The following is a 15,771-nucleotide window of genomic DNA, read 5'->3' as shown; positions in this document are numbered from 1 at the left end:
GCGTCACCCCCTCCTCTTCAGAGGAGGGGCAGCGAGACTTGCGAACTTGTTCGCTGGTCGCAGCGGGGTGGTGCTCGGCGTCTTGCGCGCTGCCGCGCGCCACCACCCCAACCCCTCCTCTGAAGAGGAGGGGCTTAGGCAATGTTGCATACGTAACACCATCCTTCCGGCCGCCCAAGGGGGCGTTGCCAAGCGGGGCGGGGCGGTCCTATAGGGGCCATGCCGTAACGGCTAAACGCAAAGGAAAGCACCTTGGCCAAAGCACCCGCGCGCAAGACCGCCGCGCCAAAAAAACCTGCGTCCACTCCAGCTCCCAAATCGAACCGCGAGACCCCCCGCGAGCCCGCGCCCTATGCGGCGACTCCGCAAGAGCTAGAGACATTCTATCGCGAAATGCTGCTCATCCGCCGCTTCGAGGAAAAGGCGGGGCAGCTCTACGGCCTCGGCCTGATCGGCGGTTTCTGCCACCTCTATATCGGCCAGGAAGCGGTCGCCGTGGGCCTCCAGTCGGCGCTCGACGGCGAGCGTGACAGCGTGATCACCGGCTATCGCGACCACGGGCATATGCTCGCTTACGGCATCGACCCCAAGGTCATCATGGCCGAGCTGACCGGGCGTCAGGCGGGCATCTCGAAGGGCAAGGGCGGCTCGATGCACATGTTCAGCGTCGAGCATAAATTCTATGGCGGCCACGGCATCGTCGGTGCTCAGGTCGCGCTCGGCACCGGCCTCGCCTTCGCGCACAAATATCGCGGCGACGGCGGGGTCGCCATGGCCTATTTCGGCGACGGCGCCGCGAACCAGGGCCAGGTCTATGAAAGCTTCAACATGGCCGAGCTGTGGAAGCTGCCGATCATCTTCGTGATCGAGAACAACCAATATGCGATGGGCACTTCGGTCAATCGCAGTAGCGCCGAGGACCAGCTCTATCGCCGCGGCGAAAGCTTCCGCATCCCCGGCATGCAGGTCGACGGCATGGACGTGCTCGCGGTGCGCGGCGCGGCCGAGGCGGCGCTCGAATGGGTGCGCGCGGGCAAGGGGCCGATCCTGCTCGAGCTCAAGACCTATCGCTATCGCGGCCACTCGATGTCCGACCCGGCCAAATATCGCAGCCGCGAGGAGGTGCAGGCGGTGCGCGACAAGTCCGATGCGATCGAGCATCTCAAGAAGCTGATGCTCGACGCGGGAATGACCGAGGACGCGATCAAGGCGATCGACAAGGACATCCGCCAGGTGGTGAGCGACGCGGCCGACTTCGCCGAAAGCGCGCCCGAACCCGAACTTGCCGAACTTTATACCGACGTGCTGGTGGAGCAATATTGAGATGGCCATCGAATTGAAGATGCCGGCGCTGTCGCCGACGATGGAAGAGGGCACGCTCGCCAAATGGCTCGTCAAGGAAGGCGACGAGGTCAAATCGGGCGACATCCTCGCCGAGATCGAGACCGACAAGGCGACGATGGAGTTCGAAGCGGTCGACGAAGGCACGATCGGCCGGATCCTCGTGCCCGAGGGCACCGACAATGTGAAGGTGGGCACCGTGATCGCGACGATCGCGGGCGAGGGCGAGGATGCGGCGAGCACGCCGGCACCAGCACCCGCCGCGCCCGTCGACGAGCCCGAGGCCGCCGCGCCCGCGCCAGCCGCTCCCAAGGCGCCGGCTCCGGCCGAACGTGCGTCGGACCCCGCGATCCCCGAAGGCACCGCGATGGCCAAGCTCACCGTGCGCGAAGCGCTGCGCGATGCGATGGCCGAAGAGATGCGCGCCGACGACCGCATCTTCGTGATGGGCGAGGAAGTCGCCGAATATCAGGGCGCGTACAAGGTTACGCAGGGCCTGCTCGAAGAATTCGGCGACAAGCGCGTCGTCGATACGCCGATCACCGAATATGGGTTCGCGGGGCTCGGCACCGGCGCCGCGATGGGCGGCCTCAGGCCGATCATCGAGTTCATGACCTTCAACTTCGCGATGCAGGCGATCGACCACATCATCAATTCGGCGGCCAAGACCAACTATATGTCGGGCGGCCAGATGCGCTGTCCGATCGTTTTCCGCGGCCCGAACGGCGCGGCGAGCCGCGTCGCGGCGCAGCACAGCCAGAATTACGCGCCCTGGTATGCGAGCGTCCCCGGCTTGATCGTCATCTCGCCCTATGATGCGGCCGACGCGAAAGGGCTCTTGAAGGCCGCGATCCGCAGCGAAGATCCGGTCGTCTTCCTCGAGAACGAGCTGCTCTATGGCCGCAGCTTCGACGTGCCCGAGGTCGACGATTTCGTGCTGCCGATCGGCAAGGCGCGGATCATGCGCGAGGGCAGCGACGTCACGCTCGTCAGCTATTCGATCGGCGTCGGGCTTGCGCTCGAAGCCGCCGACGCGCTGGCCGGCGAGGGCATCGACGCCGAGGTGATCGACCTGCGCACCTTGCGCCCGCTCGATACGGCGACCGTGCTCGCAAGCCTCAAAAAGACGAACCGCCTCGTCATCGTCGAGGAAGGCTGGCCGACCTGCTCGATCGCGAGCGAGCTTGCGATGGTCGCGATGGAACAGGGCTTCGACGATCTCGACGCGCCGGTCACCCGCGTGTGCAACGAGGATGTGCCGCTGCCCTATGCCGCCAATCTCGAAAAGGCGGCGCTCGTCGATACCGCGCGGGTGATCGCGGCGGCGAAGGCGGTGTGCAATCGCTGATAATTTATTCTCGTCATTGCGAGGAGCGAAGCGACGAAGCAATCCAGGGCGGTCTGGCGCGCTCTGGATTGCGTCGCTTCGCTCGCAATGACGGGATGGAGATGTTAGCCGCAGCGCATGGCGAGCGACGTTCCCGATTTTGCGCCCTATCCCGACCTGCGCGACCCGCGCGTGCTGGTCGCGGTGCCGCCCGGGCGCCGCGCTGCGCTCACGGCGCTGTGGGCGCTCGCCGAGCGGCTGACGGCGCTGCTGCGCGACACGAGCGAGCCGCTGATCGGCCAGATCAAGCTCGCCTGGTGGCGCGACATGCTGGCGCTGCTCGCGAACGATCCCGGCGCGCTGCCGAAAGGCGAACCGCTGCTCGCCGAGCTTCAGGCGACGTGGGGCGGCCAGGGCGGGCTCGATGCACTCGTCGATGCGGCCGAGGCGATGTTGCTCGCCGAAGATGCGGGGCGTGACGGCGCCGCCGCCTTCGGAACGGCGCTCTTCGCGCTGTCGGGCGGCGACGGAATATCCGGACGGCGCTGGGGTCTGCTCTGGGGCGCGGCGCTGCAAAAGGACGAAGCCGGGGCGCGCCGGCTGTTCACCGAAGCTCGCGCCGCCCCCCCGCCGCCGCGCAGCGCCTTTGCCGGGCAGCGCGCGCTGTTGATGCTCGACCGCTGGGCCGCGGCGATCGCCGCGCGCGATGGCGAGCGGCGCTGGCGAAGCGAAGGCTTGCTGCTCTTTCGCCTTGGCCTGTTCGGGCGCTGACGAATAAAGCGCTTCGGGGGTGGAAAAGCCTCTCGGGCATCTCTATCTTGCCTTGATTGCACGGTCGCAGGGGACAATAGATGTTCAATACCCTGGTCGCCTATCTCGACTCGATCAAGGCGCGCGATCCCGCGCCGCGGTCGCGGTGGGAAATCCTCCTCTACCCGGGGCTGCTCGCGGTCGGCATGCACCGCGTCGCGCACTGGCTGTTCGAGGCGCGGCTCTTCTTCCTCGCGCGCTTCATCAATCATCTTGCGCGCTTCCTGACCGGCATCGACATCCACCCCGGCGCGACGATCGGCCGCCATCTGTTCATCGACCATGGCTTTGGCGTGGTGATCGGCGAGACGGCGGAGATCGGCGACAATGTTTCCATCTATCAGGGCGTGACGCTCGGCGGCACCGATCCCGCCAACGGGATCGGCGGCAAGCGCCACCCGACGTTGAGCAACGACGTGATTGTCGGATCGGGCGCGCAGATCCTCGGCCCGGTGATCGTCAACGAACGCGCGCGCGTCGGTGCCAATGCGGTGGTGACGAAGGACGTGCCCGAGGGCGCGGTGATGGTCGGCATTCCGGCGCGCTCGACGCTCGTCGATGCGACCGAATATGCCCGCGAATTCGTGCCCTATGGCACGCCGTGCTGCGAAACCTTCGACCCCGCGACGCAGAAGGTCGAACTGCTGCAATGCCAGCTCGAGCAGCTGCAGAAGCAACTCGCAGCCCTGATTGCCGAGCGCGAGGCGGCAATTGTCGATAACGACGACGAAGCGCCGCAGCGGCGCAAAGGGAGCCGGAACCGGGCCTGATGGGAACGGTGACGCCTTTGCCGCATCTCGTTCGTGCGGCACCGCTGCAAGTCGGGTTCGACCGTGATGAGCTGACCCGCATCCTCGACCTCTACGGCCGCATGGTCGCGGCGGGGCGCTGGCGCGACTATGCGATGGATTTCCACCGCGACGCCGCGATCTTCTCCGCCTTTCGCCGCACCGCCGAGCGCCCCGAATATCGCATCGAAAAACGCCCCGCCTTGCGGAGCCGTCAGGGCCTGTGGGCGCTGGTCTCCGAAGCCGGGGCGATCCTGAAACGCGGGGACGAACTCGCGAACATACTCGCCCCCATCGAACGCAAGCTGATGAAGCTGGTTGCGGACTGACGGCGCCCTCACGCCGTCATCCCGGCGAAGGCCGGGATCTCACCGTCTGAGCATTAGAGCAAATTGCAGGAAATCTGAATCGACCCGTCTCCCCGAGCGAAGACGAGGGGCTCGTTCGAGCGGAGCGAGAACCGCAGCGTCGCAGCCTCGACTTCGCTCGGCAGAGCCCCTCGTCTTCGCTCGGGGAGACGGTGCAGATTTAAGGCTCGCTGCTCTAGGCCCCGGCGAGATCCCGGCCTCCGCCGGGATGACGTTGGAAGTCAGGCCTGAGCCATTGCCCGAATGGTGGCCGGCAGCTGGTTCGCGAGATTCGCGGGCAGCTGGCCGACCACGATCGCCCGCGCATTCTGCCAGAAGGCCGAAAGCAGCAGCAGCGCCGATCCGATCACCAGCGCGGTCAGCGCGACATTGAGTTCGATCGCACCGAAGGTGCGAAAGAGCTGGGTCAACGCGAACAACACATAGGCGAGGGCGGAGACGAGCAGTGCGCGCCGGTCGATCGCCAGCGCGACGAGGCCGAACACTATGTAGATGCCGACCACCATCACCGCGGCGCCGCTCGTGATATTCTCGCCCTCGGTAACCCCCAGCAGAAAGAAGATCGGGTGCGCGATCATCGGAGCGGCGAGCAGGTGCAGCCAGAAGGCAACGTCGCTGCGGCGTGTCTGGCGCGCGCGGTCGCTGCGGTCCCACCACATGGCAAGCGTGAAGACGCCGAGCCCGGCGACGAGCACCAGCGACATGACCAGCGCGTCGGGCTCTTCGGGCATTCCGGTGATCGAGAGGATCAGCGCGACCGCCATCGCCGCGAGCGCCGCGGTGCCCGCCGCGACGGTGATCGGCACCATGAATCGCTTCCAGTGCAGCCAGGTCGCCACCGCCGTGATCAGCGCAATGCCGCCCATCAGCAGCCCGGCGACCGTATCGCCCGGATCCTTGCCGAAAATGGCCTCGCCATGCTCGACGAGAAAGCCGATCATCGTTGCCGCGACGCCGCCGGCGAAGGCGAGCATCAACACGATGCTGGGAAGCGCCATGCGGCGCACCTTCGTGAAATATTCGGCGAGGAACCAGGCCGAGCCCGCGACGAATGCGCCCGCAAGCGCCGCATGGATCGATTCGCCGATCCATCCCACCGCCACGAGCAGGATCACCGCCGCGATGCTGACGAAAATATCGTTGAAGCCGGTGATGAGCCGGAAGGATTCCTCGTCGGCTCCGGGCGCGGCGCGAACCGATGCAATGTGCGACCGGAAAGCCTGCGCGGCCTCCGGCGTCAACACTCTGGCATCGACCGCTGCTTGCAGGTCGCTTTCACTATACATCGGGGTCGTCCTTTATCTGACCGATCCCCTTGCCCCGCTTTGGTATTACATGGGCGTGTTAGTGTGTCAATACAGTAGACTGGCAACCCTCGTCATGCCGGGCTTGACCCGGCATCCATGGCGCCACCGTGCGAGAAATGGACCCCGGGTCGAGCCCGGGGTGACGAGGATGAAGGGACGAAGGCTCAGCCCAGCGCCTGCAACGCCTTCATCACGATCATCGACTGTTCGCTGCCCGATTGCGGGACGATCTCGCCCTTGCGGTCGATGATCTGCTCCCACGCCGCGGCGACGCCCTCGGGTGTGCGTTCGTCTTCGGGCAGGGCGACGCCGGGGGTCGCGGTGACATAGGCGGCGTGATAGGCGCCGGCGCCCGCGCCGACGATCATGTTCGTCGGGGCGTCCTCGCTGACGAGGAACAGCGCGGCGGGAACGACATTTTCGGGCGTGAATTTCTCGAACAGTTCGGGCGGGAAAATGTCCTCGGTCATGCGCGTGCCCGCGACCGGCGCGATCGTGTTGCAGCGGATATTATATTTCGCGCCTTCGAGGTGCAGCGTCTTGGTCAATCCCGCGAGGCCCAGCTTCGCGGCGCCATAATTGGCTTGTCCGAAATTGCCGTAGAGGCCGGTCGAGGAGGCGGTCATCAGGATGCGGCCATAGGCCTGGTCGCGCATCAGGTCCCAGCACGCCTTGGTGACATTGGCGCTGCCGAGCAGGTGGACCTGAACGACGAGGTCGAAGTCCTCCATCGTCATCTTGGCGAAGCTCTTGTCGCGCAGGATGCCGGCATTGTTGATCAGGATGTGGACGCCGCCCCATTCCTCCTTCGCCTTGGCGACCATTTCGGCCATATGCTCATATTCGGTGACGCTGCCGCCGTTCGACATGGCGGTGCCGCCGGCGGCGCGGATTTCCTCGACGACGGCAAGCGCGGCGTCCGAATGGCCCGTGCCGTCGCGTGCGCCGCCCAGATCGTTGACGACGACCTTCGCGCCGCGCCGCGCCAGTTCGAGCGCATAGGCGCGGCCGAGCCCGCCGCCGGCTCCGGTCACGATTGCAACACGACCGTCGAAATTGATCGCCATGATATTCTCCCGCATGATGCGACCCAAAGGGTTGCCGATAGAAACTGGCACGTCCTTAGTCGTTCGGGCTGCGCTGGCAAGGGGCCGCGCAAAATGAGCAATGTAACGAAAATGTCATGCTATGGACGCGCAACTGTCATTTACTGGTCATAACAGCGCCACCAGATTGTCACCGGAACGAAATGGAGCAATTCGAATGCGCCTCGCTATTACCGCCGCCTTGCTGGCGACGACGATGTTCGTCATCCCGGGAGAAGCCCATGCGCAGGCGATGAGCGCCGAAGAGGCGGCCACCTTGCGCGCCGAACTCGCCGCGCTCAAGGCGAAGGTCGATACGCTCGAAGCGCGGCTCGATGCGGCGACCGCAGAGCAGGGCGAGAGTCCGACGGCATCGCCCGCGCCCGCTCCGGCCGTTGCGCCAGCGCCGGCGGCAAGCGCGACCGAGGTGAATTGGAAGGGCGCGCCCGAAATCAAGACCGCCGACGGCTGGAGCTTCAAGCCGCGCGGGCGGGTGCAGGTCGATGTCGGCGGGCTTTACGCGCCCGACGGGGTCGCGGACAATGGCCTGAAGCCCGAGTTCCGGCGCGTCTACCTGGGCGTCGACGGCAAGATTCCAGGCGGCATCGCCTATCGCGTCGAGGCCGATTTCGCCAATAATGCGGTCGAGTTGACCGATGTTTATCTATCCTATGGGACCGGGCCGCTCACCGTTACGGCGGGGCAGGTCAAGCCCTTCTGGTCGCTTGAGGATATGACGAGCGACCTGTTTACCAGCACGATGGAACGCGCCGCTTATACCCAGGCGTTCGGCTTCGAGCGCCGCGTCGGCCTGTCGGCGCAATATAAGCACAAGGCGCTGTTGCTGCAGGGAGGGATATTCGGGAACAACGCCGACGATCTGCTCGATTCCGCCACCGAGGCGGTCAGCCTCGACGCGCGGGCGGTGTGGATGCCGAAATTCGGCGATACGCAGCTGCACCTCGCCGGCTCGCTCCATTTGCGCGATTTCGACAATCCGGCGGCAACCATCCGCTACCGCGCGCGCCCCTTCACGCATACGACCTCGGTGCGGCTGGTCGACACCGGCCAGATCGACGCAAAAGGCGAGCGGGGCATCGGCGCCGAAGCCGCGGTGATCCACGGGCCGTTCCATGCGATGGGCGAAAGCTATTGGCAGACGGTCGATCGCCTCGGGTCGCCCGATCCGACCTTCTTCGGCGGCTATGCCGAATTGGGCATGGTGCTCACCCGTGGCGACCGGCGCGGATATAAGGACGGCGCCTACGACCGCCTGAAGCCGTCGCGGCCGTTTACCGAAGGCGGGCCGGGCGCGATCGAGGTCAATGCGCGTTACGATTATCTCGATCTCAACGATGCGGGACTCGTCGGCGGCCAACAACAGGCGGCGCTTCTGTCGCTGGTCTGGGTGCCGATCGACTATGTCCGCATCGTCGCCAATTACGGCAAGCTGTGGATCGACGATGCGCGCGTCGCAACCGCGACCGGCGATCGGGATTATAGCGTCGATACCGTAGGCCTGAGGACGCAGATCGATTTCTGATTGCGATGGCGGTTTTGGGGTGGGGAGCGGACGTCGGACAAAACCCCTCCTCTTCAGAGGAGGGGCAGCGAGACTTGCGAGCTTGCTCGCTAGTCGCAGCGGGGTGGTGCGCGACATCTTGCGTGCTATCGCGCGCCACCACCCCCAACCCCTCCTCTGAAGAGGAGGGGCTTATGAACGACCCCTCCCGCCCGTCAGCGGACTCTCTCGATCCTTATCACTCTCAGCACAATTCGGGCTTCGAGTCCGAAGTCAGGCGCCCCTTCCGGCATCGAGCGCATAGCCCGCCGAGCGCACCGTGCGGATGATGTCGGCGGTGCCCGGCAGGTTGATCGCTTTCCTCAGCCGCCGGATATGGACGTCGACGGTGCGCAGTTCGATGTCGCTGTCCTGTCCCCAGACGCTGTCGAGCAATTGCCCGCGTGAAAAGACGCGCCCCGGATGCTCCATGAAATGGCGGAGCAGGCGGAATTCGGTCGGACCCATGTTCACGATGTGGCCGCCGCGCACGACCTTGTGCGCAACCGAGTCGAGCTCGATGTCCGAATAGGTCAGCATCTCGCCGGCGAGCGCGGGGCGCAGGCGGCGCAGCACCGCCTGGACGCGCGCGACGAGTTCGCGCGGGCTGAACGGTTTGGTGACATAATCGTCGGCGCCGGTTTCGAGGCCGCGGATGCGATCCTCCTCCTCGCCGCGCGCGGTGAGCATGATGATCGGGACGTTCGCCGATTTGGGGTTGCGGCGCAGCCGGCGGCACACTTCGATGCCGGGCAGGCTTTCGATCATCCAGTCGAGCAGCACGATGTCGGGAACGCGTTCCTCGACGAGCACCAGCGCCTGTTCGCCGTCGGGCGTCTGGCGCACCGAAAAGCCTTCGCGCGCGAAATGCCAGACGATCAGCTCGGCGATCGCCTCGTCATCCTCGATCAGCAGCAGATCGGGTTGCGGCATCAGCCTTCCTCCTGCTCCGCAGAGGCCGCGCCTTCGGGCGTTTCGCCGCGCTCGCGTTCCTCCATCCGCTCGCCGGTGACGACATAATAGACCATCTCGGCGATGTTGGTCGCATGGTCGCCCATGCGCTCGAGATTCTTGGCGACGAACAGCAGGTGCGCGCTCTCGGTGATATGCTTCGGATTTTCCATCATGAAGGTCACGAGCGTGCGGAAGATGCTGTTGTAGAAATCGTCGACATTCTTGTCGCGCACCGTCACCCGCACCGCGAGTTCGGCGTCGCGCGCCGCAAAGCTGTCGAGCGCGTCGTGGACCAGCTCGGCGACCAGCGACGACATCGACATCAACACCGGGATCGCTTCGATCGAGCGCGTCTGGTCCATCAGCGCGACGCGCTTCGCGATATTCTTCGCATAGTCGCCGATGCGCTCGACGACCGACACGATTTTCAGCGCCGCGATCATCTCGCGCAGGTCGTCGGCCATCGGGGCACGCAGCGCGATCGTCTGGACGGTGAGCTGTTCGACCTCGGCCTCGAGCGCGTCGATCTTCTTGTCGCCCATGACGACCTGCGCGGCGAGCTCCTGGTCGCCCTTGCTCAGCGCCGCCATCGCCTGAATCAGCGCCTGTTCGGCGCGGCCGCCCATTTCGCTGATCAACCCGCGCAGGCGGTTCAGATCCTCGTCGAAGGCCTTGACGGTATGTTCGTTGACTACTGCCATCGTTCCATCCTTTTGCGGCTACGGATCAGCCGTAGCGGCCGGTGATATAATCCTTGGTCCGTTCCGCCTTCGGGTTGGTGAAGATGTCGGTCGTCTTGCCATATTCGACCAGCGTTCCGAGGTGGAAAAAGGCGGTGCGCTGCGACACGCGGGCCGCCTGCTGCATATTGTGCGTGACGATCACGATAGCATATTTGCCGCGCAGCTCGTGGATCAGTTCCTCGATCTTTGCGGTCGCGATCGGGTCGAGCGCCGAGCAGGGTTCGTCCATCAATATGACTTCGGGATCGACCGCGATCGCGCGCGCGATGCACAGGCGCTGCTGCTGCCCGCCCGACAGCGCGGTGCCGCTTTCGGTCAGGCGGTCCTTGACCTCGTCCCACAGCCCGGCGCGGGTCAACGCGCGCTCGACGATGCCGTCGAGGTCGGCCTTGCTCGACGCGAGGCCGTGGATGCGCGAGCCATAGGCGACATTGTCATAGATCGACTTGGGAAAGGGGTTCGGCTTCTGGAACACCATGCCGACGCGCGCGCGCAGCTGCACGACGTCCATCGACGGCGCATAGATATCCTCGCCGTCGAGTTCGATCGTTCCGGTCACCTTCGCGCCGGCGATCGTGTCGTTCATGCGGTTGAGCGAGCGCAGGAAGGTCGACTTGCCGCACCCCGACGGGCCGATGAAGGCGGTGACGAGGTCGGTGCCGACGTCGATCGACACGTCGTTGATCGCCTGCTTCTCGCCATAGAAGACGCTGACGCCCTGCGCGCGCATCTTGGGGTCGGCGATGGAGAGGTCGTCTTGGGTCATGATCACCAGCGTTTTTCGAATTTGTTGCGAAGATAGATGGCCAGCGCGTTCATCGACAGCAGCACGATCAGCAGCACGATGATCGCCGCCGAGGTCTTCTCGACGAAGCCGCGGTCGACTTCGTCCGACCAGAGGAAGATCTGCATCGGCAGCACGGTCGAGGGCGAGCAGATGCCGCTCGGCACGTCGCCGATGAAGGCCCGCATCCCGACGAGGAGCAGCGGCGCGGTCTCGCCCAGCGCGCGCGCCATGCCGATGATCGTGCCGGTCAATATGCCGGGGAGGGCGAGGGGCAGGACGTGGTGGAACACCACCTGCACCGGGCTCGCACCGACGCCCAGCGCCGCGTCGCGGATCGACGGCGGCACCGACTTGATCGCGTTGCGGCTCGCGATCACGATCACCGGCATCGTCATCAGCGCCAGCGTCAGGCCGCCGACGAGCGGGCTCGCCTGGCACAGCCCGAACCAGTTGATGAACACCGCGAGCGCAAGCAGGCCGAAGATGATCGACGGCACCGCGGCGAGATTGTTGATCGACACTTCGATCAGGTCGGTCCAGCGGTTCCGCGGCGCATATTCCTCGAGATAGAGCGCCGCGAGCACCCCGGTCGGAAAGGCGATCAGGAAAGCGATCAGGATCGTCAGCAGCGATCCCTTGAGCGCCCCCCAGATGCCCGCCACCGCGGGATCGGTCGCGTCGGCGTTCCTGAAGAAAGGCCAGTGGAAGCCGGTCGAGAGCCGTCCGTCGCGCTTCAGCGCGTCGACGCGCGCGCCAAGGTCGCCCTTCGCGCCCTCTTTGGCGGCAATATCGACATTGCTCGACGCGGGCAGTTCGAACACCGACTTGCCGTTCAGCAGCTCGGGATCGGCCTTGATCTGCCCTCGCACCTCCTTCCACGCATTCTCGCTGATCAGCGCCGACCCGCCATCGCCCAGCGCCTCGTCGGCGGCGAAGGCGACGATGTCGGCCAGCCCGGCGTTGGCGATCGCCTGGTCGGCGTCGGGATCGTCGAGCCGCGCCGCCTCGATCGTCAGCGGCATCGCCTGAAAGTCGATCGGCACCGCGACATGCGTATAGGTAAAGCCCCGCGCGCCGTTACCGACCATCACGAACAGCAGGAAGGCCAGGAAAAAGCCCGACAGCAGCACCGCGCCCAGCCCCAGCGCCTTGAAGCGGCGCTCGGCGGCGTAGCGGCGCGCGATGCGTTTCTGCATCGCGGCGGCTTTCCAGTCGGTCGGGGCAGTCGTCCTATTCATAGGCTTCACGATATTTCTTGACGATGCGCAGCGCGACGATGTTGAGCAGCAGCGTGACGAGGAACAGCACCAGCCCCAGCGCGAAGGCGGCGAGCGTCTTGGCGCTGTCGAATTCCTGGTCGCCGGTCAGCAATTTCACGATCTGCGCGGTCACGGTGGTCACGCTGGCGAAGGGGTTCGCGGTCAGGTTCGCGGAGAGGCCCGCCGCCATCACCACGATCATCGTCTCGCCGATCGCGCGGCTGACCGCGAGCAGGATGCCGCCCATCACGCCGGGCAGCGCGGCGGGGATCAGCACCTGACGGATCGTCTCGTTCGGCGTCGCGCCCAGCGCCAGCGAGCCGTCGCGCATCGCCTGCGGCACCGCGTTGATGCTGTCGTCGGCCATCGACGAGACGAAGGGGATGATCATCACCCCCATCACCACGCCCGCCGCGAGCGCGCTTTCGGTCGAGGCGTTGGGGATGCCGATCGCCACCGCGAAATTGCGCAGCGCCGGCGCGACGGTCAGCGCGGCGAAATAGCCGTAAACGACGGTCGGCACGCCCGCGAGGATCTCGAGCATCGGTTTTACCCATTTGCGCACTGTCGGCGCCGCATATTGGGTCAGATACACCGCGCTCATCATGCCGATCGGGATCGCGACGATCATAGCGATGATCGCGCCGATCAGCACCGTGCCCCAGAACAGCGGGATGCCGCCGAAGGTATCGGCGACCGGCGCGCCGCTCTGCGGGTTCCAGTGCGTCCCGAAAAGCAGTTCGCGCATCGGCACCAGGCTGAAGAAGCGCAAGGATTCGAACAGCAGCGACAGCACGATGCCGAAGGTCGTCAGAATCGCGACGAGCGAGGCGAGCAGCAACAGCGCCATGACGATCCGCTCGACCCGCGTGCGGGCGCGGAAATCGGGGCGGATGCGCGTGAAGGCATAGAGGCCGCCGGCCAGCGCCAGCGCCAGCATCGCCGCGATGCCGATCCACGCATAGCGGTGCGTCGCGGCCGCATAGGGTTCGACCAGCGGCGCCGCGGCGGGCAGGCGCACCTTCGCCGCCTTGCCCTGTGCGACGTCGCGCGCGTCGGACAGGATCGCGCTGCGCTCGAAGCCGAAGGCGGGCAGGCTCTCGGCCGCGGGGCTCGCCAGCACCTGGTTGGTGATCAGTCCCGGCGACACGCTCGACCATATGGCGAGGAAGATCGCTGCGGGCACGAACAGCCACAGCGCGACATACCAGCCATGATATTGCGGCCGCGAATGCAGCTTCTTTCCGCTGCGCCCCGCAAGCATCGCCGACCGCGCCCGCCCGGCGAGCCAGCCGATCAGCGCGAGGCCGAGGATGAGGAGGAGCAAGGCGGCGGCGTTGAAGGTCACTTGGTCCTCGTCATCGGGGCGGTCTGCCGATCCATTCTTGTACCCCCGCGAAGGCGGGGGTCCATCTCCTGCGCTATCGTACTTCTGCGACGCTTGCTGAAGATGTTGAGGGTCGGAGATGGACCCCCGCCTTCGCGGGGGTACAGGGAGAAGGGAACGCTTTTATTTCAGCACCGACCCGTCGAGCGGGGTCATGTTCGTCGCCGCGGCGTTCGCCGCGTCCGACACCGCCTTGGGCGACACGATCAGGCCCTTTTCGGCCAGATAGCCGCCCTGACCCGCGCCCTTCAGGAACTCCGCGACATATTCCTTGAGCCCCGGAACGACGCCGACATGCGCCTTCTTCACATAGATGAACAGCGGGCGCGAACCGGGATAGCTGCCGTCGGCGATGCTGTCATAGGTCGGCGACACGCCCTGCACCGGCACCGCCTTGATCTTGTCCTTGTTCGCATCGAGGTACGAAAAGCCGAAGATCCCCAGGCTGTCGGGGTTCTTGTCGAGCTTCGAGATGATGAGGTTATCATTCTCGCCCTGTTCGACATAATAGGGCGACCCGCGCAGGCCGGTGCAGACCGCCTCATGCTTGTCGGCGTCGCTCGCCTTCAGCGCCTTCATTTCGGGGTTCGCGTCGCAGCCCTTGCCGAGGATCAGTTCCTTGAACGCGTCATAGGTGCCGCTGGTCGACGGCGGGCCGAAGACCGAGATGCCGACCGCGGGAAGCGCGGGGTTCACGTCCTTCCACGTCTTCGCGGTGTTCGGCTTGCCATAGGGGTTCGCGGCGAGCGCCTTGTAAACATCTTCCTCGCTCAGCTTGAAGCCGGGGCCGCGCTGCGCCTCGCCCAGCGCGATGCCGTCGATGCCGACCTGGATTTCGACGATGTCCTTGACGCCATTCTTCTGGCAGGTGTCGAACTCCGACTTCTTCATCCGGCGCGAGGCGTTCGAAATGTCGGGGGTGTCGCCGCCGACGCCCTGACAGAAACGCTCGAAGCCGCCGCCGGTGCCCGTGCTGTCGATCTTGGGCGTCTTGTTGCCCGTCGCTTCGGCGAATTTCTCACCCGCCGCGGTGGCAAAGGGATAGACGGTCGAAGACCCGACCGCGCTGATATAGTCACGCGCGCCGCCGCCCTGCGACGCCTGATCCTGGCAAGCCGAAAGCGCCAGCGCGCAGGTCGCGGCGCCGGCGGCGAGAGCGAAAGACTTCAGCATGGAAATATCCTGTCGGGGGTCGTTACCGAACCAAGCCGCCACCCCCGCGGCGACTCGCTGAGCCGCCAATGGGGGTTTTGTGTGACGTGTATGTGACAGGGGGTGTCATGGAAGTGTCATGAGGGAGTTGTGGCTGCCTCCATCATAAAGAGCGTTTGCGTCCCAGGGGCTTCATGGTGAGTAGCCCACTTCATGTAAAATAACAGGAATGGGTCCGTAATAACGAGGCTATCTTCGCTTGAAACCCACTCAATCGGTGGCTCCCCTTCAATTTTCTCTCGTGCGATTTTACTCATATTGACGAGAGCAGAAGTGATTTCGTGCTTGGCTGGCATCGAAGATGGTATGAGCATTGTTTGTAATGTCGAGCGAATTTCATCGTAGCTGGTGCGAGTTTTAGGTCCTATCGTTGCAACTGCCATTAAAATGGCAGAATATTTGTCCTGCGACGTGCCATCTTTGAACTGGCGAGGCTGCCTTTTCTTTCTGGCATCAGGTCCAGCTTTCAGTTTGCTATATTTAGGAAATCCTTTGCTTTTTGCAATTTCATTTAATGCTATCTCAAGTGATTCCATATTAAGTTTCTGCGTGTCGGCCGACCATCCGAATATCCCATTTTTGATGCAAAATTCGCTGCATATCTCTTGAACTAGCAAGGGGTTTCCAAACCCCTCTGCGCAAATTGCATTGTTCTGCCTTGTTGATGCTCCGACGTTCAGCGCGTCGAATCCTCGTTGCGGGATCAAGGCTAGGTCATTCATATCCCACGGAGGAATTTCGATGTGCTTAGAGCCTGATCCGAAATTAAGTTGAGTGGTGTCAGCGGGTTAGCTTGACGCGCGCCCAAGTCGTTGATTCAGCGGTTTTGCAACGAACCAAAG

At 64.6% G+C, this 15,771-nt stretch carries 15 protein-coding genes; 6 read left to right on the top strand and 9 right to left on the bottom strand.

Translation table 11 applies throughout. The annotated features are described in order from the left end of the window. Positions 1 to 252 precede the first annotated feature (252 nt). The 5 genes from pdhA (at position 253) to CHB69_RS18890 (ending at position 4,595) form a co-directional block, all read left to right on the top strand. A complete protein-coding gene (gene pdhA, locus CHB69_RS18910) occupies positions 253 to 1,323 on the top strand; it encodes a pyruvate dehydrogenase (acetyl-transferring) E1 component subunit alpha (RefSeq protein ID WP_089217480.1) in 1,071 nt (356 codons plus the stop codon). Between the two features lies 1 nt (position 1,324). Continuing rightward, positions 1,325 to 2,689 carry a pyruvate dehydrogenase complex E1 component subunit beta gene (locus tag CHB69_RS18905; RefSeq protein ID WP_089217479.1) on the top strand — a complete coding sequence of 455 codons (1,365 nt, stop codon included), beginning with the start codon at positions 1,325 to 1,327 and terminating at the stop codon, positions 2,687 to 2,689. A 117-nt stretch (positions 2,690 to 2,806) separates the two neighbouring features. Then, positions 2,807 to 3,439, top strand: coding sequence for a hypothetical protein (locus CHB69_RS18900; RefSeq protein WP_089217478.1), 633 nt, complete (start codon positions 2,807 to 2,809; stop codon positions 3,437 to 3,439). Between the two features lie 80 nt (positions 3,440 to 3,519). Then, positions 3,520 to 4,248, top strand: coding sequence for a serine O-acetyltransferase (gene cysE / locus CHB69_RS18895; RefSeq protein ID WP_089217477.1), 729 nt, complete (start codon positions 3,520 to 3,522; stop codon positions 4,246 to 4,248). Next, positions 4,248 to 4,595: a DUF2794 domain-containing protein gene (locus CHB69_RS18890; RefSeq protein ID WP_089217476.1), complete on the top strand. Its 348-nt coding sequence runs from the start codon at positions 4,248 to 4,250 to the stop codon at positions 4,593 to 4,595. Before cysE ends, CHB69_RS18890 begins: the two co-directional genes overlap by 1 nt. Positions 4,596 to 4,855: 260 nt before the next feature. On the opposite strand, the gene CHB69_RS18885 is transcribed toward CHB69_RS18890, so the two are convergent. Together CHB69_RS18885 and CHB69_RS18880 are read right to left on the bottom strand one after the other, a co-directional pair. Continuing rightward, a complete protein-coding gene (locus CHB69_RS18885) occupies positions 4,856 to 5,920 on the bottom strand; it encodes a hypothetical protein (RefSeq protein WP_089217475.1) in 1,065 nt (354 codons plus the stop codon). Positions 5,921 to 6,105: 185 nt separating this feature from the next. Next, positions 6,106 to 7,008 (bottom strand): SDR family oxidoreductase, encoded by a 903-nt coding sequence (locus CHB69_RS18880; RefSeq protein WP_089217474.1) that lies wholly within the window; start codon positions 7,006 to 7,008, stop codon positions 6,106 to 6,108. A gap of 196 nt (positions 7,009 to 7,204) precedes the next feature. On the opposite strand from CHB69_RS18880, the gene CHB69_RS18875 reads away from it, so the two are divergent. Further along, positions 7,205 to 8,569, top strand: a complete 1,365-nt coding sequence (locus CHB69_RS18875) for an OprO/OprP family phosphate-selective porin (protein WP_089217473.1) — start codon at positions 7,205 to 7,207, stop codon at positions 8,567 to 8,569. A 252-nt stretch (positions 8,570 to 8,821) separates the two neighbouring features. On the opposite strand, the gene phoB is transcribed toward CHB69_RS18875, so the two are convergent. The 7 genes from phoB to CHB69_RS19935 form a co-directional block, all read right to left on the bottom strand. Then, positions 8,822 to 9,520 (bottom strand): phosphate regulon transcriptional regulator PhoB, encoded by a 699-nt coding sequence (gene phoB, locus CHB69_RS18870; RefSeq protein ID WP_089217472.1) that lies wholly within the window; start codon positions 9,518 to 9,520, stop codon positions 8,822 to 8,824. Beyond that, the gene (gene phoU, locus CHB69_RS18865) at positions 9,520 to 10,242 is read right to left on the bottom strand and encodes a phosphate signaling complex protein PhoU (RefSeq protein ID WP_089217471.1); all 723 of its coding nucleotides are present in this window, start codon (positions 10,240 to 10,242) and stop codon (positions 9,520 to 9,522) included. The genes phoB and phoU overlap by 1 nt, the downstream gene beginning before the upstream one ends. A gap of 25 nt (positions 10,243 to 10,267) precedes the next feature. Beyond that, positions 10,268 to 11,050 (bottom strand): phosphate ABC transporter ATP-binding protein PstB, encoded by a 783-nt coding sequence (gene pstB / locus CHB69_RS18860; RefSeq protein WP_212541953.1) that lies wholly within the window; start codon positions 11,048 to 11,050, stop codon positions 10,268 to 10,270. 2 nt (positions 11,051 to 11,052) lie between these two features. Continuing rightward, positions 11,053 to 12,309, bottom strand: a complete 1,257-nt coding sequence (gene pstA, locus CHB69_RS18855) for a phosphate ABC transporter permease PstA (protein ID WP_089217470.1) — start codon at positions 12,307 to 12,309, stop codon at positions 11,053 to 11,055. Beyond that, complete coding sequence (gene pstC / locus CHB69_RS18850; protein ID WP_089217469.1) at positions 12,302 to 13,678, bottom strand: phosphate ABC transporter permease subunit PstC; 1,377 nt, start codon at positions 13,676 to 13,678, stop codon at positions 12,302 to 12,304. The genes pstA and pstC overlap by 8 nt, the downstream gene beginning before the upstream one ends. Before the next feature lie 162 nt (positions 13,679 to 13,840). Further along, complete coding sequence (locus tag CHB69_RS18845) at positions 13,841 to 14,890, bottom strand: substrate-binding domain-containing protein (RefSeq protein ID WP_170935645.1); 1,050 nt, start codon at positions 14,888 to 14,890, stop codon at positions 13,841 to 13,843. Between the two features lie 116 nt (positions 14,891 to 15,006). Continuing rightward, the gene (locus CHB69_RS19935) at positions 15,007 to 15,651 is read right to left on the bottom strand and encodes a hypothetical protein (RefSeq protein WP_141134063.1); all 645 of its coding nucleotides are present in this window, start codon (positions 15,649 to 15,651) and stop codon (positions 15,007 to 15,009) included. Between the last annotated feature and the right edge of the window lie 120 nt (positions 15,652 to 15,771).

Origin of the sequence: Sphingopyxis indica (genome assembly GCF_900188185.1) — a bacterium.
Lineage (GTDB): Bacteria > Pseudomonadota > Alphaproteobacteria > Sphingomonadales > Sphingomonadaceae > Sphingopyxis > Sphingopyxis indica.
Note: the sequence above shows the minus strand (reverse complement) of the source record. Positions and strands in the feature narration are given on the sequence as shown.